Source organism: Acinetobacter sp. YH12058 (assembly GCF_013419805.1).
Taxonomy (GTDB): Bacteria; Pseudomonadota; Gammaproteobacteria; order Pseudomonadales; family Moraxellaceae; genus Acinetobacter; species Acinetobacter towneri.
Genome location: NZ_VOZL01000030.1, coordinates 1 through 19,082 on the forward strand (window position 1 = coordinate 1; position 19,082 = coordinate 19,082).

The following is a 19,082-nucleotide window of genomic DNA, read 5'->3' on the forward strand; positions in this document are numbered from 1 at the left end:
AACCTCGCCCGCTCGACTTGCATGTGTTAAGCCTGCCGCCAGCGTTCAATCTGAGCCATGATCAAACTCTTCAGTTAAAATCATTTTGAAGTTTTAATCTAAACTTCCAAATCTGGCTCATCAATTTCCTGACTTAAATTTCGCTCAAATAAACTTCGAGTAATTTAAACCAATCAATCAATGAAATATGTTCGATCAATCAATCAGTAAAAATCCACACAAGTTGTTCTTCATAATCTCTTAATGATCTTCTCAATGCTTCGTCAGCATCAAGCTAGGTCGGCTATATTACGCTTTATTTCTAAAGTGTCAACTGGTAATTTAAATTATTTTAAACTTTCTTTCTAAAACCCAACTCAATCACTCTTAACCAAGTCATTGTTTTATCAGAAGTTTTAATCTTCATCACCGCCGATGGATGTGCATTATAGGGCAAATATTTCGCCATGCAACCCCTCTTTTTAAGTTTTATCAGTTTTTTAGTCCGAACGGTTAATTATTCAGCAAAATACTTCACTTTTCCACAAAATACTGTTTATTTCTTTTTCTTGATCATAAAAGGTTCAGGATTCATAACTACATCTGGCATTTTTTCTGGCTGATCATGTTCCTGCCATTTCAGTGCGCGGCAGTCGATATATTCACAATAGCCTCCTTCTCCTTGTTGTTGATCGCCATTTATAGCCAACTGATATTGAAAACTTCCGACATAACCTGCTGCAGCCCCAAATTTAAAATCACCACGACTCTGCGCCTGTAAATGAATTGAGGTGCCATCTTCATCTTGATAACGCCATTCAAACTCACGTGGCAAATACATACACTGACCTGTTGGCGTTTTTACTTTTGGATAAACCCGTTGAATATTAAATTGTACTTGCCCATCAAATACCCGAGTTTGCTCCGTGTTCGCATTTCGCAGATAGATTCGAGATTGCAAAATTCGATTCAACACATCACGACTTTGTAGCAATATCATTTGTTGCTGATGATTCAGATTAATCACTTGATAGCAAAAAAATGCCACAGCGAAATAAGGAAACTGGATTGAGCGGGCAAACTCAAAACTACCCAATTGCTCAATCTGAAAATGCTGATCTTTATAGCGCACACTACCCTGACACTGACACAATAAAGACCAATGTTCTGCCAAATTCATTCGCAATTTAGTGAAATATGAAATTGTAGAGCTTGTGGTGATCTTTAAATCAAAGCTAAGTTCGCTATCTTCACGTTGAATATGAAATTGCGGAAAGTGTCCAGTAATGCGCTCTTTATTGGCAAACTGAAAATACTCTGCAGTAAATACGCAATCATGTTGTATTGAATAATGATTGGACTGCCCCACCATGTGTGGGCTGCTACTACAAAGAATACTGGCTGTGTCTAAAGCTGAGGTTGTAATCACATTTTCAGGGCGCAGCATTGCGGTATTTAGGCTGCCCAATAAACCAATAAAGTTGAGATAATGTAAGGGTGCAGGCAAATTAGGAAGAATTAAGCCCTGATAGATAAATTTATAATGATGTTTTGGGGCGTGATAAGGCAGTTTGGCGGTTGCCGCAGGAGTTTGATTGAGTTGTTTGGAACGATCGAGAAAATCTTGAAACAGCTGCATATCAAACTCCTTGTGAGTTGATGCTTTTATGAAAGCTTAATTAACTCACTGCATTTTTTCTTGCCATAAAAGTGGTCACAAAACCTGAAAGTGCATAAATAATTGAAATCACTAAAATTCCAACAGGAATATTATAAGTCATGGCTGCAAGGATAAATACTGCGATTGGCAATACAAAAAACGGCACACGCTTACGATCAAAGGTTTTAAATGAATAATATTTAATATTGGAAATCATCAACAATCCTACTGCAATAATAATCACAGCATTGAGGATTTGTAGACCAATTTCACGAATATCATACAGTTCAGGAAAATCCCGTCCTACCCAAACCAGCGACACGATAATCAGCGCAGCCAAAGGACTTGCAACACCAATAAAGTAGCGTTTATCGACCACACCAATTTGCACATTAAAACGCGCCAAACGGAATGCGGCACAAGCCGTATAAACAAAGCAAGCCGCCAAGCCGATACGACCTAAATCATGCAAACTCCAGCTATACATCAAAATCGCAGGTGCAACACCAAAGGCGAGCATATCGGATAATGAATCAAACTGTTCGCCAAATGGACTTTGCGCACCAATCGCACGTGCCACACGACCATCTAAACCATCAAACAATGCTGCTAGAAAAATGGCATAAATCGCTTGGCTAAATTCGCCATTCATACTGGCAATAATGGAGTAAAAACCCGACAGCAAGGCTGCCGTGGTAATCAGGTTTGGCCACAGATAGATACCACGACGTTTCACCTTTTGCCCTTCACGGGTATGTTCTTCTTCCACCACTTCAAATGTAATTCCGTCATGCTCAAGATCACGGGAACTATATTCTCCTTCGGGTTTGGATGTGTTTGTCATTATTTTGTGTCCTAACTGTAACCTGAACGTCTATTTAAATTTTTTATTCGCCAACTAACCAACGCACTGCAGCATGTCCACCATGTTCTTGCATACGCAAGTGCGGGAACAACCATTGCAGGGCTTCATCTGCATCTTCAGAGAATTTCCATGGTGGATTAATCACCAATAAACCACAACCGTTTAAGCCCACAGGAGTATCGTCAGGCCACACACAAATTTCACAAATGAGTTGACGGCGAATACCTGTTTTAAACATTTTCTTTTCAAAACGTTCAATCATGGCGCGGTCTTTAATTGGATACCACACCGCAAATACGCCTGTTGGCCATTTTTTATGTGCAGCTGCCAATAATTCAACCAACTGAGGGAAATCTTTACGTTCCAATTCATACGGTGGATCAATCATCACCAAACCGCGTTTTTCTTTTGGTGGAATGACGCCCAATAAACCTTCGTAAGCATCACGCTCATGTAAACCTGCGCGTTTGTCACGAATGTTATGACGCAATTGCTGGAATACATCGCGCTGCATTTCAAAAATAGTTGCTTTGTCGATGTCACGCATACCTTGTAAAGCAAACCATGGCGAACCGGGATATGCACCTTGCCCATCCGTTTCACGCATTGCTTCAACCAGTTTTAAATACTGCTGTACGCCTTCTGGTGCCTGACGTTTGATTGAATCATCTAGTTTCACTAAACGATGAATACCATTTAAAAATTCGCCCGATTTTTGTGCAGGTGCTAAAGATAAGTCATATTTACCCGCACCGCCATGTGTATCGACATAGCGATAAGGTTTATCTTTGGCATTTAAACGTGTCAGAATTTGCAGCAATAAAACATGCTTCATGACATCGGCAAAGTTGCCCGCATGGAAATGGTGACGATAATTCATGTTTGGTTCATTCCTAAAATCAACCGACATTTTAGCATGAAAAAAAGTTTCATTCAGGAGCTTGTATTCCTCTAAAATAATCAGCTTGTCTTGCATTTTGTCTGAGTATCTATTTTATGGACGCCACACTGCTTCCAAAATCTTGGAATATTGATCGAATTCTTGAAGATTTGGATCAACATGGTTTTGCAATAATTGATGATGCTTATTCACCCGAATATCAACAACAATTGCTGCTAGAGTGTAGTCAAAATTTAGATCAATTTCGTGAAGCCGCCATTCAAAATGGTGTGGTCAGCAATATTCGTAGCGATCATATTTTATGGATTCATGAAAACTTAAGCACAGCCCATCAACATACCCAAACGCTTTTAGCCTTAGCTGAGCAATTCAATCAGGCGTTTTATTTGGGTATTCGTGAGGTCGAAGCGCATTTTGCCAGCTACCAAGCAGGTTCTTTTTATGCCTTGCACCGCGATAACCCACAACAAAAAAATGATCGGGTGATTTCTGCTGTCTATTATTTACACCCTGAATGGCAGACAGATTGGGGTGGACAACTACGTTTACAAGACAAACATGGAGCATGGCAAATTATAGAACCACGCCCAAATCGGATTGCAATTTTCCAAAGTGATTTATTGCACGAAGTTTTGCCTGCGACACAGCAACGACTTTCTATTACTGCATGGCTACGCAGCGGCAACCAACTTTGGTAAAGATAGACCGCTTTTTTAAATTATTGGCTTTAAAACTGTAAATTTGCCCCGATGTAGAGCAAATATTGCTATCAGGAATTCACCCATGCGCAACTCGACTCAACAGCTTATTCAACGTATTGGGGAAACCGACCAACTTTTTTTACAAGGTAATACGCCTGAATTGGCATTAGAACGTGCCGATTTACGCTTACAATTGGTGAGTTTGAGCGAGTTACGCCAAGAACAGATTTACTTTTTGCAAGAAGCCATTGTGTTGTTAGAACAAGGTCGGGTTGAATTTGAAGAAATGCCAGTGACGTTATATATCAATTTGTCTTTGCATTTGGCCAAAGCCTATATGATGTATTTTGAGCTGACCCGCGATGCAAAATACGCCTTAATTACCCAACAAATTTTAAAAGCCATGACTCATTATGCACATGGAGATATTTTCTTTTTCTTGGCTTATGCCAGCGCCAGTAAAAATGAAAGTGCACTGTGTCGCCACTGGTTAGGCAAGTACAGTAAAACTGCCGAATTTGATTTGGAACTCTTACAAATTCACCCTGCCTTTAACGCCTATCAAACCGAAGTCTGGTTTAAACAAATTCTCAAAAGCAGAATGCATTAAAAAAACGCCTCGTTCTGAGGCGTTTTTAATGAAAACATATTAAATATGACGATGACTTAAACCTAAACAGCTTGTAAACGATAAGCATCTAAATGCAATTGTTGATTGAGTTCATCAATCCAAATGGCCCAATCATCGTCTTGTACCAAATGACTGATTAAAAATTCACGTTGTGATTTATTCCAAAACGGCGCTTCATGTAAATTAATATGTGCAGGTAATTGATGCGTACGTACATACAGTTCAATGGCTGCAGGGCTGCTGGCTAAACCGAGTTGGCTGAATAACATGGCTAATGATGGAGTATTTTGCATGAGCACCTTGCCCCCTTTTATTAGTTTCGTTGTAATTCCTTATTCAACCAACTTATAACACTTTGTATAAAAAACCCAGTCTTCCGACTGGGTTTGTTGTATCTTTTTGTGAGCACGCAGTTTACTGGCGCTTTTTAGATGAAAAGTATTTGATTTAACTTAAAAACTTTTAACTTAAATACCGATTAAACACTCGGATGTTGATCACTATGTAATTGCTCATTTAAGGTTTCAATCACAATGGCCCAATCATCATCTTTTTTCCAATGGCTTTGCAAAAATTGGCGCTGCCCTTCCGTCCAAAACTCGGCACAGTGTAATTTGGTTTCTGCAGGTAATTGATGCTCACGAATAAATTGATCAATTGCTGCATCGTCAGCATCTAGACCCAATTGTTGAAATAACAGTTCTAAAGTCGGTTGTTGGTCAAACATGGCATCCTCCTTTGATTCGTCTTGTACTTTTAATGACCTTAACCTGCTTCGAGCCGCAATTCAGCAGCAGCCGAGTTGCAGCATGTTATTTTTTGTACGATGCGATATACCTAAAGCATCCCACTCAATATTCTTAACACGATGACAGGCAACAAAAAAGCCAGTCAATGTAAACCGACTGGCTTTCATCTACTTAAATTAAAAGTTAGCAACCTGTTAGTTTTTCAGGCTGTGGCTTTTCATTTGGAAAGAAGATTGGGCGCAATTTCACACCAATGGCATTCCCCATAAATGCAAATACTAGCCATAACCAACCATGCACACTGCCCGAAGCAATTCCGCTAAAGTATGCGCCAATGTTACAACCGTAGGCCAAACGTGCACCATAACCAAGTAATAAGCCACCTATAACAGCCGCAACCAGTGAACGGCGTGGAATATTAAAGTTCGGGGCAAATTTTCCAGCCAAACTTGCAGCAAGCAATGCACCCAACATAATGCCAAAATTCATCATAGAGGTGATGTCATGCCACAATGAATTTGCCAATGCTTTAGCATTGCCTGACTGCTGCCAATAATCCCAAGCGCTTACATCTACACCCGCAAAAACAGCAACTTTTGCAGCCCAAACTGCAAGCGCAGAAGTCACGCCCCACGGACGACCAGCCAATACCAAGGTAGCAAAATTCAGCAGCGTTAAAATAAGCCCACCCCAAATTAACGGCCAAGGACCTTTGAGGAAACGCTTCCAACCATGGTACTGACTTTGCGGCTCGACTTCTAAACTGCCATGACGTTTCTTTTCAAAAAACACGGTTGCGGCAGCAATCACAGTAAAAATAACAAAGCTTAGAATAAGTGCAGGAATCACCCCAAAACTTTCGACAATCGAGATTGGCGCCAAATGCGGCAGATTAAACCACCAATCTAAATGCGAAGTGGCAATCAGTGAACCTAAGCAGAAGAAAAATAGCGTAACCAACATACGCGCACTGCCACCGCCTACCGTGTATAGCGTACCCGATGCACAGCCACCCCCCAACTGCATGCCAATACCAAAAATAAAAGCACCAATCATGACCGACATCGACACAGGATTGACATTGCCCTTGACGGGATTGCCAAACAACTCACCTGCACCTAAAGCAGGAAAGAACAACAACACCGCCAAGCCCAGCATAATCATTTGAGCCCGCAAACCACGACCACGACGTTCTTTAATAAACACACGCCAGCTAGAAGTAAAACCAAAAGAGGCGTGATACAACGTCATCCCCAAAGCACCACCAATTAAAAATAACAGTGCTTGATTTAGACCCACGATTTGATAGGCGCCGATAGTACCGACAACAAGTAAGATAAAAGCCACCCAAACCGAAACATTCGATCTATGGGCACTTGCAACAATAACTTGACATGACAGAGAGAAGATTTGAAAAAGGAAACCCGCGTATTCTAAGCAATTTCCCCTACCGTGCAGGTCAATCGACCTATTTTATAGTCGCTTATCCATTCTGATATTTGATAAGCAATATGAGCTTAGCTGATGATAGGCTTTTAATTGCAAAGATAAAATCAAGCGCAAAAAAAATGCCAGTCAACTTTTAGGTTGACTGGCATCACTCCCGAAGGAGTTTTAACTTAATCTAGCAGATTAAATTATTTAATCATGTCAGCAATTGCTGCGCGTTCTTCTTCAAGTTCGTTTAACGTGAAGTTGATACGCTCACGGCTGAACTCGTCGATTTCAAGACCTTGAACGATTTTGTATTCGCCATTTTCGCAAGTTACAGGGAAACCGAACATTACGCCTTCAGGAATACCGTAAGAACCGTCAGAAGGAATACCCATAGTTACCCATTCGCCGTTTGTGCCAAGCGCCCAATCACGCATGTGGTCAATTGCAGCGTTTGCAGCAGATGCAGCAGAAGATAAACCACGTGCTTCGATGATCGCAGCGCCACGCTTACCAACTGTAGGAAGGAATACGTCTTTGTTCCATTCAGCATCGTTGATTTTGTCTTTTAAGCTTTCTCCATTTGCAGTTGCAAAACGGTAGTCAGCATACATTGTTGGAGAGTGGTTACCCCAAACTGTCATTGTTTTGATGTCAGAAACAGCAACGCCAGCTTTTTGAGCAAGTTGAGTTAACGCGCGGTTGTGGTCAAGACGTAACATTGCTGTGAAGTTTTTCGCTGGAAGATCTGGAGCAGATTTCATTGCGATGTAAGCATTCGTGTTCGCTGGGTTACCAACAACTAGAACTTTAACATCACGGCTAGCAACTTCGTTAAGTGCTTGACCTTGACCAATAAAGATTTCACCGTTTACTTTAAGAAGGTCAGCACGCTCCATACCAGGACCACGTGGACGAGAACCAACCAATAACGCGTAGTCAGCATCTTTAAATGCCACTTTAGGATCATCAGTACCGATCATGCCAGCCAATAATGGGAAAGCACAGTCGTCAAGTTCCATCATTACGCCTTTAAGCGCAGCTTGAGCTTTCTCAAAAGGAACTTCTAATAATTGAAGGATAACTGGTTGGTCTTTACCCAACATTTCACCGCTAGCGATACGGAATAATAGGCTGTAACCAATTTGACCAGCAGCGCCAGTAACGGCAACGCGAACAGGTTGCTTCATGTAATTATCTCCAATTGAGAGGATAGTCAATGCGATTAAATAGCTGTTCTATCTAATCTTAATAATCATAAACGCGAAAGATTGTACTCCAATCATTCAGCGGATGCATGCAAAAGCGCATCAAATTCCACAAAAGTCTGATAGAAAATATGAATAAAATTTCTCAAAAAGCTTAAAATTCAGAAATTACAGTCACCTAGCAAACTAGTAAGAACCTTTAATGACAAACTGATTCGGGCAATTTGATTCAATCGCTGCACCGCACTGCTTATAGCGTCCTTCGGTGTTATAACAAATTTTGATTTCAGTTAAATAACTTTTACCTTGATGGTTAGAGCACTGAAAATGCACGCTTTTTGATGACATACCTGAATTGGACTTGAGAAACAAACTCCGTAGTTGTGACAATTGCACCGTCTGCGTGTCTTGGCCTGTCAATACCGAAGGCACGTTCATCCGATCTGCATTATTAATAATCATGCGAAAATACTGACTGGCATTCATGGGCACACAGCCGCCAATACCTTGCCACAATTGTATCCGTGCAGCTTCATCAGGCATGACTCGCGCCACTACCTTCGCTTGTAGCGGCGGTAACTTTGCCGATGAATGGGTGCTACATTCACGCGTGGCTACTTCGGGATATAAACCCTCAATATTCAGTGAGTAACCTTCTAAACATTTACGCTTTTTGCTTTTGCTCGAATCGATTAAACACACGGCGGGCGTCATTTGCACGGACATCACATAGCCTTGCACGGGGGCAGAAAATGTATTTTGCGTACACAAAACCAAAGCTGTACCACTCAAACCGAGCAATGTAACTTGAATTGGCTGTAAAACTGTACTCATCCACATTTTCAATGCTTCAGCCCCCTAAATTCTTATACACCCAATGACTCACGCATCTATATATCAACACGCATGATCATCTAACTGTATCACTTGTAACATTTTCCTAAGGTGTATTCCGAGATGGAATATGTTGCATACGGCTACTCATTGATTGTCCACCCTGCCCCAACAGCACACCATAGTGCGTGGCATTGGTCATGACATGCTTGACATAGTCACGTGTTTCCAACAAAGGAATGCTTTCAGTATATTGGTCTGCCGCAATTTGCTGAAACTCTGGCTGCCAACGGCGTGCACGATTTGGCCCGGCGTTGTATCCTGCTGTGGCCAGCACAGGGCTATTGCTTAATTGTCGCTGAATGGTCGACAAATAAAATGTACCGTAGCGGATGTTGGTATTCATGTCACTGAGTGCAGCAGGATTATAAGTTTCACCCATTTGTCGTGCAACCAAACGTGCCGTGTCTGGCATAATTTGCATGAGTCCACCTGCACCGACATGCGAACGTGCAGTGGTATTAAAACGGCTTTCTTGACGCATCAAACCATAAGCCCAAGCAGGGTCAATACCTGCATTTTGACTGTGGCTCACAACATAATTACGATGTGGCATAGCATAACGGTAACTATAGTTGTGCTTATTCACAGTACGATCTGCTGCATAAATGGCACGATCATACCAACCCATATCGGTTGCACGCTTAGCCGCTGCTAAAATCAAACCATCATCCTGTCTTAAATACGCCTGACGTACCGCCCAGTTCCATTCACGGTTGACATAATTGGCAGGTGCATTAATTTCACGCAAAGTAAAGGCACGGTTAAAGTGAATATCTTGATTCAAACGCTGTAAGTCATTGGTACTTGGTTGCGTATTCGCAGGAATCGTGTTGTAGGTTTGCCCAAGACGATCTTTTGCCAACAAGTTGTGATAATCATCACCCTGCGCCAATTTTTTATAAATATTTTGTGCACTACGTTTCGACGCTGCATCATTGCGTTGTTCTGAAGCACGTGCCAACCAATATTGCCAACGATCTTCCTGTTTTTGAGTCACACTCATGCTGTCTACAGCACGAATCACACTTTCCCATGCGCCAAAACGAATCGCCTGACGGGCATAAATTTCTGCTTCTTCGGGACTAAAAGGTAAGCCATAACTGGCGTCTAAGGCACTTAACACTTCACGCTTAAAATTGTTTTTCATGACTGTAGTGCCGCCAATATATCCCACAGCACGATACAAGGCTTTTTGTACCGATTCTGGCGCACCTTCTGCACTGCGTTTTAGTGAAGAAAGTGCCGAGTCTAAATCGCTATCGGCTAAACGTCCGATCGCATAAATAAGATAGGCATGGTCTTCGTTGCTTGCTTTAGGCGCAGACCACAAATAATTCAGTGGATTGGCTTGAATGCTGTTCAATTGTGCCAAACTGATATTCATACCTAAACTTTGCGCAGTCGCTAAAGCGAGCCCTGACTGCCCTGCACGCAATTGTGCCCATAAGCGTTGCTGTTTATCTTGCTGAGTCATAATTGGACTAGAGAGCATCATTCGACCTAGACCTGTACAAGATTCAGGTTGTGAGTTCGTGGTCAACCAAACATCTTTAAATTCCGCGACCACCAAAGGATCACCCGAACGGGTACGAACTTGTGCCATGGCACAGCTTTCGGCCTGATCAGCATTACTCACATAGGCAAGCACAGGTTGTGCACTGCTAAAATCGGCCTGTTTCACTTTTTCTTCGATGTAATCGGCTGCGAGTTTTTCTGCCATCGCTGATTGTGGATGGCGCTGTGCAAACTGAACAATTGCACTGGCAGGTTGCATGCCCAAATTGGTGTTCAATGCCCAGTATTCAGGATAGTAGCCCAAAACATCATTTTGCATGGCATATTGATACTGCTGCAATAAATCGACATCACCTGAATTGGCTGCACGCAGTGCATCATTAAACTGTTCATTTGCGGCATGCGTACCCGTCATCACGGCAAACGAAACAAGGCTCAAAGCAAGCTTTTTAGCTAAATTATTATTTTGTTTCATCATTTGCAGCATTCGCTTGCTTTCGGTCATTTACTTCCGCCTCGAGGTCCGCATCTCATCTTTAGGTTTAGTTTAATTAGTCTAGAACCGCAGTTGTGTTCTGTTATGTAACCTTCTGATTAGACACTATTAATCTTAGAACTCATGTTCAAACAAATTTCTTCATATTTCAATCAGCTGTTGTGCTGATTTAAGGCTGTCAGTTTAGCGTGAATTCCTGCTAAAATATGCGCCTTTCTTTTGTCTAATGACGTTTATTTTTTTAAACGATTTAGTGAACTATCTCTTAGGAGCCTACATGACGGTTCAAACCTTCATCCCCAATGGTGCCCAAGCTGCCTCAGAAAACACTGTTACCCAGCCACAGCACACCCCAGCCGACGGTTCAGTCAAAAAACTGTATATCGAAACGCAAGGGTGTCAGATGAATGAGTATGACAGTCACCGTATGGCAGACCTTTTAGGCGATTCTCACGGCTATGTACTGACCAGCAACCCTGCTGATGCCGATATTCTGCTCATGAACACCTGTTCAATTCGTGAAAAAGCCCAAGAAAAAGTATTTTCTGAATTAGGTCGCTGGCGTAAGCTGAAAGAAAAAAATCCTGATTTGGTGATTGGCGTAGGCGGTTGCGTCGCTTCTCAGGAAGGTGACAACATTCAAAAGCGTGCCCCGTATGTGGATATGATTTTTGGCCCACAAACCTTACACCGTTTACCGCAAATGCTTGATCAACACCACGATCAGGTCGAAAAACCAAAGAACGAAAAAATCAAACTGGTGGATATTTCTTTCCCAGACATCGAAAAATTCGACTTTTTACCTGAACCGCGTGTTGAAGGGTTTAAAGCTTTTGTGTCGATTATGGAAGGCTGTTCAAAATACTGTTCTTTCTGCGTAGTGCCTTACACGCGCGGTGAAGAAGTTTCACGTCCTTTAGATGATGTCTTAGCTGAAATTGCGACTTTGGCCGAAAAAGGCGTGCGTGAAATTAGCTTGCTCGGTCAAAACGTAAATGGCTATCGCGGTGAAACTTTTGACGGTAAAATTTGTACTTTTGCCGATTTACTGCGTTTGGTTGCCGAAGTACCTGGCATTGGACGAATTCGCTACACCACATCACATCCGCTTGAATTTAATGATGATTTGATTCAATGCTACCGTGATTTACCGCAAATGGTGTCGCATTTACACTTGCCTGTGCAAAGTGGTTCGAATGATGTGTTACAAGCCATGAAACGTAACCACACCATTGATGTGTATATCGACAAGATTGCCAAGTTACGTAAAGTACGCCCAGACATGCACTTATCTAGCGACTTTATTATTGGCTTCCCGGGTGAAACAGATCAAAACTTTGAAGAAACTTATCAGTTTATTCAAGATATGGATTTTGACCACTCGTACAGTTTCATCTATTCAAAACGTCCAGGAACACCTGCATCGGAACTCGAAGACACCACCCCTGAAGATGTTAAAAAAGAGCGTTTGTCCAAAGTTCAGCAATGGATCAAACAATCTAGTATTGATAAGACCGATGCCATGCTTGGGACGGTACAACGTGTCCTAATTGAAAATGTTTCCGACAAAGACCCGAACATTTTAGTGGGTACGGCCGACAATACACGTTTAGTAACATTTATTGGTGACCCTGCTTGGGTCGGACGCTTTGCGGAGATTGAGATTACCGAGATTAAAACTTTGAATTTAGTTTACGGTGAACTCTTGAATCTTGAGCCTGACGTGGCGTAATGTAGGAGCTAAAGTCCAATAACAGATTAAGGAATTCTCTTGACTGCAGCGATTCGACGTACAGTAACTTTTCCTGGCATTTCAATGGAACGTCTAAAAAGCATGCTCGGTGCTTATAACGGACATTTGAAACAAATCGAACAACGTCTAGACGTCCAAATTTCTCATCGTGGTGACGCCTTTTTTATAGATGGGGAAATTGATGCAGTTGAACGAGCCGAAACACTCTTGCAACGCCTGCATGAAGAAGCGGAAAGCTCTGCACAAATTAGTGCAGACACGCTCCACATGATGATTCAGGGCAGTCAGACTGACCGTGAATTACAATCGGATGATGGGCAAGAGCATACTGGATTGGATGCTGTTTGGTTGCAAACCCGCAAAGGGCGCATTAATCCACGCGGTGCCAACCAAAAGCGTTATGTGCAACGTATTTTGCAAAGTGATATTTCATTTGGTATTGGCCCTGCAGGTACGGGTAAAACCTATTTGGCTGTTGCCGCTGCCGTAGATATGTTGGAACGCAATGAAATCCAGCGGATTCTATTGGTGCGCCCTGCGGTTGAAGCGGGTGAAAAACTGGGCTTCTTACCGGGTGATTTAACCCAGAAAATTGACCCGTATTTGCGTCCCCTTTATGATGCCCTGTATGAAATGCTCGGCTTTGAAAAAGTTGCTAAGCTGATTGAACGTCAAGTGATTGAAGTTGCACCACTGGCGTATATGCGTGGTCGTACCCTCAACCACTCTTTTGTGATTTTGGATGAAGCCCAGAACACCACGCCTGAACAGATGAAGATGTTCCTGACCCGTTTAGGGTTTGGTTCACGTGCAGTGATTACCGGTGATGTGACTCAGGTGGATTTACCACGTGGTCAGCAGTCTGGTCTGGCACATGCCTTACGTGTGATTGATAAAATCCCTGAAATTCATATTACTCGTTTCCATTCTCGTGATGTCGTGCGTCACCAGCTGGTTCAGAAAATTGTTGAAGCCTATGAAGGCTGGGACAGTGAGCAACAGCGTTTAAGTGCCGAAGCGCGTGCAGAACGTAAAGCGCGCCAGGAAGCATTAATTGCGGAAAATGATGCCGCAGCAGATGCACAGCACTAATCGCTGTGCGCTCTGCAACCTACTGAAGTATTAAGGATTCATTTTGAAATTAAGTCTCAGCCTGCAACAGGACATTCAAGCGCCTGAGCTGGTGTTAAAACGTGCCTATCTGAAAAAAGTAGTCGAAACCACTTTAAGACATATAGACACCCAAAGTGATTGTGAAATTGGAATTGCCTGTGTCGATCATGCCGAAAGTCACAAGCTCAATCTGGAATATCGCAAAAAAGACAAATCGACCAACGTCTTGTCTTTCCCAAGCGATTTACCCGATGAAATGGCACAAGTTTTGCCGAGCTTCCCTATTGGGGATTTGGTAATTTGTATTCCTGTGGTTTTACAGGAAGCTGCAGAACAAGCCAAAACACCATTAGCGCATTTCACTCACATGCTAGTACATGGCACGCTGCACCTTATGGGCTATGATCATGAAACCTCAGATGAGGATGCCGAAGAAATGGAAGCTTTAGAAGTTGAGATTCTTGCCAAGTTGGGTTTGGATAATCCATACATGGAAAGAGATTGAATTTTAAGTTTTAGAAAATCATAAAAATAGCGGGCTAAGGCTCGCTTTTTTGTTTAAAACTACTCCCTCCCAATGGGAGGGAGAACATTCATTAGAGTCCCATGATTGCTAAATACCAGAAGAACATTGCTGCGTAAAGCAGAGAGTAGATTCTTGTTACTTGTCCACAAAGTCCTCTCTCCCTTTGGGAGAGAGCCAGAGAGAGGGAAAAACTAGCGCACCTCAAACTCAGCTTCAGCAGGGTCAAAACGCCACGTCCGTACAATCCGCAATTCAGAAATATCTTTCATTTTGGCATCAAATGCACCAAAAGGTGCGGCTTTACGCACCGAAGCTTTGGCTGCTTCATCTAGCATGGCATGTCCTGAACTTTCAATTAAACGAATGGCACGAATCCCACCATTGTTGTTCAAAATCACCATTAAACGTACTTCGCCTGCCAAATTCTGTGCTTTGGCTTGTTCTGGATAATAACGGTTACCATAAAATTCGACTTTTTGACGGAATTTTTCCATATAACCAGCGGTGTTGTCTTGCTTGGCCTGAATCCCATCGATGGTTTTAATTTTTTGCTGACGGCTAAAATTTTGTTGGCGTTGTAAATATTGCGCTTCAATACTGGCGACCATGGCAGCCTTAGCTTGGAATTGGCTATTCAACTCCTGCATGGCTTTTTTGCGCTGATTTTCTGCAGCCTGTTTTTGCCAACTGAGCGTGGTCATCAATACTTTTTCTTCAAAGTTTAATTCACGCTGTTGCTGCATACGCTCTAAACTTTCCAATTGCTGCTCCCCTGCACTTTGTTCAGTCATGGGTGCAGGCATATCACTCGACATGCGATGTTCTTCACGGAACGTACCTGAACCTTGCTGATCGGCTTGGGCTAAGAAATCTGCATCTTCAACTTTTGCATCGCTCATGCGTACCGATACCGCAATCTCTTTGACCGCAGCATCGCTTTGTTGCGGTGCAGCAAACTGCACGGCCAAAATTAATGCGTGCAATACAGCAGCCACCAGCAACGCTGCAGCAAAAATAGGATCTTTCCACCAATCTTGCGTAGAAGGCATCAATTGAATTTTTTTTAGCATCACATTAATCCGACAAAACGTCTGATTCCCCAAGCCGCCAAATGCGGTATAAACTAAAGAGCATATTACTTTGCTCAGTTTTTGCTTTTCTGCAAAACTGCGAAGTTCATCAAAAAGCTGACTACTGAGCCTTAAAATCTTAAAAATGGTGCAACTTATTTTGCTAAACTGCAAGCTTCTATGCCTGTATTTTTAATACAATTCGACAAAATATTTGTATCTGTAAAGAATGAATGAACGACTTGGACGGCCGTATGCAAACCCTGATCACCAATATCTCTCAACGTATCCGTCAAGTGTACCAAAAAGCGGAAGGATTTATTGAGGATGAACGTGAATTTCCATTATCTCAGGTCTTCTTAAATGCGACTTTTCAGCGCTTTGTGACCGATAATGTGAAAATGTTGCAAGATCTGCACGCAGACTTACACGACGACTGGTTACGTCTTTATGCAACCCTAGATTACAACGGCTTGAACATCACTCTGTCTGTCGATTTAAAATTAGTACAGATGGAATTGAATAAAGATACTCAGCTGATTGTGTTTGAACAAATTAGTGACACGCAGGTGATTGAAGCAAGTTATCCAAGTTTTTTGCATAAAATCGCTGTGAAGTGCGCTTTATTTTACTATCAAAAAATACGCAATGATGACCCTTTAGGCATGATTTTAGAAAAACTCAAAGTCATTAAAGTCAAAGATGATTTGCTGCATTTAGATTTAAATCGCTGGTTGGGCAAAAGCCGCTCTATCATTGACACACTCAGCAAAGTTCATGTGAATCATGCGGTATTACGTGAAGCGGAATTGGTGCTCACTGGCAACGTCAATTTAACGGCGTTGTTCCGCAAAATGTCTGAAGAAAGACTAGAAGATGTGGAAGAATCTCTTGCAGATACGCAAGTCACACCGCTGAAACAAAAATAAAGCTAAGCTGAAACTTTAGAAGAGAATACATACAGGAAAACTACACAAGCCGCATAATTCCTAATTTTCTCTTCATATTCAACGCGTATAATGGCAACAAGCAAGCAAATTGCATCTCCCTACATACAGAGGAAATATCTCAGCAATGGCAAATCATGTATTGAAAAAAATGGGTATGGCAGCCGGTGTGTCTACAGCACTGTTTTTGGCTGGTTTCTCTAGCCAAACATTTGCCATGAGTCCTTTCCAAGCCAGTTATCAATTTAACTACAATGGTAAAAACTTAGGTTCTGCAACACGTACTTTAAGCCAAACAGGTAACCAATGGAGTTATGTGTTTGCTGCCAAAGCAGGCGTGATTGCCTCTGCTACAGAAACTAGCCGTTTTAGTTTTAATAATGGCAAAATTGGCTCATCTAGCTTTAGCCGCAGCAGTAAGATTTTGGTGCATAACAACACCATGAGTATTAACTTCAATCCTTCGGCGAAAACCATTAACACCAAAAAGGACAGCGACACCCGTTCTTTTGCGTGGAAAGCGGGCGTGTTGGATGAGTTGAATGCGGAACTGCAAATCCGTGAAGACTTAAAAAGTGGCGGTTTAAAATCGAGCTACTATATTGCCGATAATAAAGAGGTGGAATCACGTCGCTTTATTAAGCAAGGTTCAGAAAAAATCAAAACCAGTTATGGTACTTTTGATACCATTAAAGTGGTGCTGAAACACAACAAACCAAACCGTGATACGATTTTCTGGTTGGCACCAAAACTTGACTACTTGCCTGTCAAAGTTACCCACCAAGACAAAGACAAGTCTTATGGATTATTACTCACAGGCTATAAAGGCCCGACCAACTAATTTAGAATATAACTACTGAGCAAAGCTTGGCAGTTATTCACCATTTGGTAAATTGTTCTTGCATTTTTTCAGGTGCTTTTTAAAATACGCTTTTGCTTTGAAAAGCACCTGCTCTTGAGGATTCTCCCGTGCATGCACTAGAACAGAAAATTTTAGCCGAAGGTATCGTTCTATCTGAAGCGGTTCTAAAAGTCGACTCTTTCTTAAACCATCAAATTGACCCTGTGATGATGCAGCAAATTGGTCAAGAATTTGCGCGTTTGTTTAAAGATGCAGGCATCACCAAAATTATTACCATCGAAGCTTCTGGCATTGCACCAGCTGTGATGGCAGGTTTAGAGCTTGGTGTACCTGTAATTTTTGCACGTAAATATCAATCTTTAACCTTAAAAGATGATTTATACCGCTCTAAAGTATTTTCATTTACCAAGCAAACTGAAAGCACGATTGCCATTTCAAACAAACATATTAGCGCTAGCGACAAAGTCTTGGTGATTGATGACTTTTTGGCAAATGGTCAAGCTGCACTCGGTTTAGCAGATTTAATCCATCAAGCCAATGCAGAAGTCGTGGGTATTGGGATTGTGATTGAAAAGTCATTCCAGCCGGGTCGTGAATTATTGCTTGAAAAAGGCTATCGCGTTGAATCATTGGCACGAGTAAAGTCTTTGGCAAACGGTACAGTTGAATTTGTACGCGATTAAGGTCGATTAAAACTGATGTTGGTTCATCATTTAAACCCGATGATCAAAGAGTGCTTAGGCGCTCTTTTTTTTATGCTTTTTTTAAACTTAAACAACTCATTTACATATATTGAATTTACAAAATAGCCGCGCTACGCCATTCTGCACTTGAAATAACAGTGATTCAGCAGTCTAGTTTTTCTGATTGCAGCTCTAGACAGCACTTTTTAGATCGTCTGCGTGCATTGATGCATGCGGCATGAGCATAAGGCAATTTACAGTCATGACACAAGACAATCCGTTGATGCAACACAGTATCACCTGTCCGAAATGTGGTTCAACTCAAGTTGAAAAACGCAACCATCAACAAAACTTACAAAAAATTGGTGGCGTGTTATTAGGCTCTGCAGGTACAGCAGCAGGTACTGTGGGCGGCGCAGCTTCGGGAGCTTCTATTGGTGCGGCAATTGGTACAGCCGCAGGGCCATTGGGCGTGATTATGGGCGGCACCATTGGAACATTTGTCGGGGCAATTAGCGTGGGAATCACAGGTGGTTTTCTTGGGCATCGCTTTGGTAAAAAAGCAGGTGTAATTGTTGATCAGAATATTTTTCTAGATTTTCAATGCCTCAAATGTAAACACCGCTTTAAAGAAAAGTTGAAACAGCCAAGCAACTCTAAGTAACCCTAAATCAATTTCAAAAAAAGTGCTGCACATTGCAGCACTTTTTGATTGCATCTTTTTATTTTGCAGTGCTGCTTGCAGAAGTCATCACAGTTTTTTGTGCCGCTAAATACTGTGCTTCCGCAGGTTGTTTTTCAATACGTTGTTCTTCTGAAAAACTCAGACTATGCACAATTTCAGTCGCTGCAACACTCGACCATGAACACCCTAAACTCATTAGACCTAACCCAATCAGCATCCACTTATTCATTTTCACTTTCCTCAATCTCTCATTTTTACAGCAGTCCGTTGTGCTCAATACATTAACCCCAGTTACGGATAAGCCAAAGATTTAATCACATGAATTTTAGGCTTATTCTTTTGGCAAAGTTGATACGCACATAGTGAAGAAAATACGCCTGCTAAAAAACCAGCAATCGAACGATGTT

At 42.0% G+C, this 19,082-nt stretch carries 20 protein-coding genes, 1 rRNA gene and 1 pseudogene; 9 read left to right on the plus strand and 13 right to left on the minus strand.

What is annotated here, in order from left to right; genetic code table 11:
- The 4 genes from FTU09_RS13785 to FTU09_RS12635 form a co-directional block, all read right to left on the minus strand.
- Positions 1-77: ribosomal RNA gene (locus FTU09_RS13785) — 16S ribosomal RNA — on the minus strand; the annotation flags it as partial.
- A 458-nt stretch (positions 78-535) separates the two neighbouring features.
- Positions 536-1,618: a DUF6670 family protein gene (locus FTU09_RS12625; protein WP_104853049.1), complete on the minus strand. Its 1,083-nt coding sequence runs from the start codon at positions 1,616-1,618 to the stop codon at positions 536-538.
- 40 nt (positions 1,619-1,658) lie between these two features.
- Complete coding sequence (gene pssA, locus FTU09_RS12630; protein ID WP_004976213.1) at positions 1,659-2,483, minus strand: CDP-diacylglycerol--serine O-phosphatidyltransferase; 825 nt, start codon at positions 2,481-2,483, stop codon at positions 1,659-1,661.
- 43 nt (positions 2,484-2,526) lie between these two features.
- Positions 2,527-3,384: a 23S rRNA (adenine(2030)-N(6))-methyltransferase RlmJ gene (locus tag FTU09_RS12635; protein ID WP_026438537.1), complete on the minus strand. Its 858-nt coding sequence runs from the start codon at positions 3,382-3,384 to the stop codon at positions 2,527-2,529.
- A 116-nt stretch (positions 3,385-3,500) separates the two neighbouring features.
- Here FTU09_RS12635 and FTU09_RS12640 point away from each other — a divergent pair, with 116 nt between their 5' ends.
- Together FTU09_RS12640 and FTU09_RS12645 are read left to right on the plus strand one after the other, a co-directional pair.
- Positions 3,501-4,103 (plus strand): 2OG-Fe(II) oxygenase, encoded by a 603-nt coding sequence (locus FTU09_RS12640; protein WP_180080489.1) that lies wholly within the window; start codon positions 3,501-3,503, stop codon positions 4,101-4,103.
- Positions 4,104-4,188: 85 nt separating this feature from the next.
- The gene (locus tag FTU09_RS12645; protein ID WP_019836939.1) at positions 4,189-4,716 is read left to right on the plus strand and encodes a hypothetical protein; all 528 of its coding nucleotides are present in this window, start codon (positions 4,189-4,191) and stop codon (positions 4,714-4,716) included.
- Between the two features lie 62 nt (positions 4,717-4,778).
- Here the strand turns inward: FTU09_RS12645 and FTU09_RS12650 are convergent, their stop codons facing one another.
- From FTU09_RS12650 to FTU09_RS12675, 6 genes are all read right to left on the minus strand, one after another.
- Positions 4,779-5,036: a DUF2789 family protein gene (locus tag FTU09_RS12650; protein ID WP_026438086.1), complete on the minus strand. Its 258-nt coding sequence runs from the start codon at positions 5,034-5,036 to the stop codon at positions 4,779-4,781.
- A gap of 179 nt (positions 5,037-5,215) precedes the next feature.
- The gene (locus FTU09_RS12655; RefSeq protein ID WP_096901745.1) at positions 5,216-5,464 is read right to left on the minus strand and encodes a DUF2789 family protein; all 249 of its coding nucleotides are present in this window, start codon (positions 5,462-5,464) and stop codon (positions 5,216-5,218) included.
- A 205-nt stretch (positions 5,465-5,669) separates the two neighbouring features.
- Positions 5,670-6,887, minus strand: a complete 1,218-nt coding sequence (locus FTU09_RS12660; RefSeq protein WP_180080494.1) for a YeeE/YedE family protein — start codon at positions 6,885-6,887, stop codon at positions 5,670-5,672.
- Between the two features lie 236 nt (positions 6,888-7,123).
- The gene (locus tag FTU09_RS12665; protein ID WP_019836931.1) at positions 7,124-8,110 is read right to left on the minus strand and encodes a malate dehydrogenase; all 987 of its coding nucleotides are present in this window, start codon (positions 8,108-8,110) and stop codon (positions 7,124-7,126) included.
- A gap of 204 nt (positions 8,111-8,314) precedes the next feature.
- Positions 8,315-8,962 (minus strand): ribonuclease I, encoded by a 648-nt coding sequence (locus FTU09_RS12670; RefSeq protein ID WP_179993550.1) that lies wholly within the window; start codon positions 8,960-8,962, stop codon positions 8,315-8,317.
- A gap of 106 nt (positions 8,963-9,068) precedes the next feature.
- Positions 9,069-10,955, minus strand: a complete 1,887-nt coding sequence (locus tag FTU09_RS12675; RefSeq protein ID WP_179988513.1) for a lytic transglycosylase domain-containing protein — start codon at positions 10,953-10,955, stop codon at positions 9,069-9,071.
- 358 nt (positions 10,956-11,313) lie between these two features.
- On the opposite strand from FTU09_RS12675, the gene miaB reads away from it, so the two are divergent.
- Genes miaB through ybeY form a run of 3 tightly spaced genes read left to right on the plus strand, consistent with a single transcriptional unit; the run spans position 11,314 to position 14,407 of the window.
- The gene (gene miaB / locus FTU09_RS12680) at positions 11,314-12,768 is read left to right on the plus strand and encodes a tRNA (N6-isopentenyl adenosine(37)-C2)-methylthiotransferase MiaB (protein WP_180080491.1); all 1,455 of its coding nucleotides are present in this window, start codon (positions 11,314-11,316) and stop codon (positions 12,766-12,768) included.
- 39 nt (positions 12,769-12,807) lie between these two features.
- Entirely contained in the window at positions 12,808-13,881 is a 1,074-nt protein-coding gene (locus tag FTU09_RS12685; protein WP_004976193.1) for a PhoH family protein, read from the plus strand.
- Between the two features lie 43 nt (positions 13,882-13,924).
- Positions 13,925-14,407, plus strand: a complete 483-nt coding sequence (gene ybeY, locus FTU09_RS12690; protein ID WP_004976192.1) for an rRNA maturation RNase YbeY — start codon at positions 13,925-13,927, stop codon at positions 14,405-14,407.
- A gap of 212 nt (positions 14,408-14,619) precedes the next feature.
- On the opposite strand, the gene FTU09_RS12695 is transcribed toward ybeY, so the two are convergent.
- Positions 14,620-15,477, minus strand: coding sequence for an energy transducer TonB (locus FTU09_RS12695; RefSeq protein WP_171062604.1), 858 nt, complete (start codon positions 15,475-15,477; stop codon positions 14,620-14,622).
- A 275-nt stretch (positions 15,478-15,752) separates the two neighbouring features.
- On the opposite strand from FTU09_RS12695, the gene FTU09_RS12700 reads away from it, so the two are divergent.
- The 4 genes from FTU09_RS12700 to FTU09_RS12715 all read left to right on the plus strand — a co-directional run bounded on the left by FTU09_RS12700 (position 15,753) and on the right by FTU09_RS12715 (position 18,654).
- On the plus strand, positions 15,753-16,427 hold the full coding sequence (locus FTU09_RS12700) for a hypothetical protein (RefSeq protein ID WP_004976182.1): 675 nt from the start codon (positions 15,753-15,755) through the stop codon (positions 16,425-16,427).
- 145 nt (positions 16,428-16,572) lie between these two features.
- On the plus strand, positions 16,573-17,286 hold the full coding sequence (locus FTU09_RS12705) for a DUF3108 domain-containing protein (protein WP_004976176.1): 714 nt from the start codon (positions 16,573-16,575) through the stop codon (positions 17,284-17,286).
- A gap of 128 nt (positions 17,287-17,414) precedes the next feature.
- Positions 17,415-17,990: a xanthine phosphoribosyltransferase gene (locus FTU09_RS12710; RefSeq protein ID WP_004976172.1), complete on the plus strand. Its 576-nt coding sequence runs from the start codon at positions 17,415-17,417 to the stop codon at positions 17,988-17,990.
- A 262-nt stretch (positions 17,991-18,252) separates the two neighbouring features.
- Positions 18,253-18,654, plus strand: coding sequence for a hypothetical protein (locus FTU09_RS12715; RefSeq protein ID WP_179989430.1), 402 nt, complete (start codon positions 18,253-18,255; stop codon positions 18,652-18,654).
- A gap of 58 nt (positions 18,655-18,712) precedes the next feature.
- On the opposite strand, the gene FTU09_RS12720 is transcribed toward FTU09_RS12715, so the two are convergent.
- Both FTU09_RS12720 and FTU09_RS12725 read right to left on the minus strand, forming a co-directional pair.
- Positions 18,713-18,904, minus strand: coding sequence for a hypothetical protein (locus FTU09_RS12720; protein ID WP_179989432.1), 192 nt, complete (start codon positions 18,902-18,904; stop codon positions 18,713-18,715).
- Between the two features lie 62 nt (positions 18,905-18,966).
- Positions 18,967-19,082, minus strand: a pseudogene (locus FTU09_RS12725) (IS982 family transposase); the annotation flags it as partial.

What these genes read in the sequence shown, in the direction of transcription:
- FTU09_RS12625 (WP_104853049.1), bottom strand. Translation starts at nt 1,618, where the DNA reads ATGCAGCTGTTTCAAGATTTTCTCGATCGTTCCAAACAACTCAATCAA.
- pssA (WP_004976213.1), bottom strand. Translation starts at nt 2,483, where the DNA reads ATGACAAACACATCCAAACCCGAAGGAGAATATAGTTCCCGTGATCTT.
- FTU09_RS12635 (WP_026438537.1), bottom strand. Translation starts at nt 3,384, where the DNA reads ATGAATTATCGTCACCATTTCCATGCGGGCAACTTTGCCGATGTCATG.
- FTU09_RS12640 (WP_180080489.1), top strand. Translation starts at nt 3,501, where the DNA reads ATGGACGCCACACTGCTTCCAAAATCTTGGAATATTGATCGAATTCTT.
- FTU09_RS12645 (WP_019836939.1), top strand. Translation starts at nt 4,189, where the DNA reads ATGCGCAACTCGACTCAACAGCTTATTCAACGTATTGGGGAAACCGAC.
- FTU09_RS12655 (WP_096901745.1), bottom strand. Translation starts at nt 5,464, where the DNA reads ATGTTTGACCAACAACCGACTTTAGAACTGTTATTTCAACAATTGGGT.
- FTU09_RS12665 (WP_019836931.1), bottom strand. Translation starts at nt 8,110, where the DNA reads ATGAAGCAACCTGTTCGCGTTGCCGTTACTGGCGCTGCTGGTCAAATT.
- FTU09_RS12670 (WP_179993550.1), bottom strand. Translation starts at nt 8,962, where the DNA reads ATGAGTACAGTTTTACAGCCAATTCAAGTTACATTGCTCGGTTTGAGT.
- FTU09_RS12675 (WP_179988513.1), bottom strand. Translation starts at nt 10,955, where the DNA reads ATGACGGGTACGCATGCCGCAAATGAACAGTTTAATGATGCACTGCGT.
- miaB (WP_180080491.1), top strand. Translation starts at nt 11,314, where the DNA reads ATGACGGTTCAAACCTTCATCCCCAATGGTGCCCAAGCTGCCTCAGAA.
- FTU09_RS12695 (WP_171062604.1), bottom strand. Translation starts at nt 15,477, where the DNA reads ATGCCTTCTACGCAAGATTGGTGGAAAGATCCTATTTTTGCTGCAGCG.
- FTU09_RS12700 (WP_004976182.1), top strand. Translation starts at nt 15,753, where the DNA reads ATGCAAACCCTGATCACCAATATCTCTCAACGTATCCGTCAAGTGTAC.
- FTU09_RS12705 (WP_004976176.1), top strand. Translation starts at nt 16,573, where the DNA reads ATGGCAAATCATGTATTGAAAAAAATGGGTATGGCAGCCGGTGTGTCT.
- FTU09_RS12715 (WP_179989430.1), top strand. Translation starts at nt 18,253, where the DNA reads ATGACACAAGACAATCCGTTGATGCAACACAGTATCACCTGTCCGAAA.
- FTU09_RS12720 (WP_179989432.1), bottom strand. Translation starts at nt 18,904, where the DNA reads ATGAATAAGTGGATGCTGATTGGGTTAGGTCTAATGAGTTTAGGGTGT.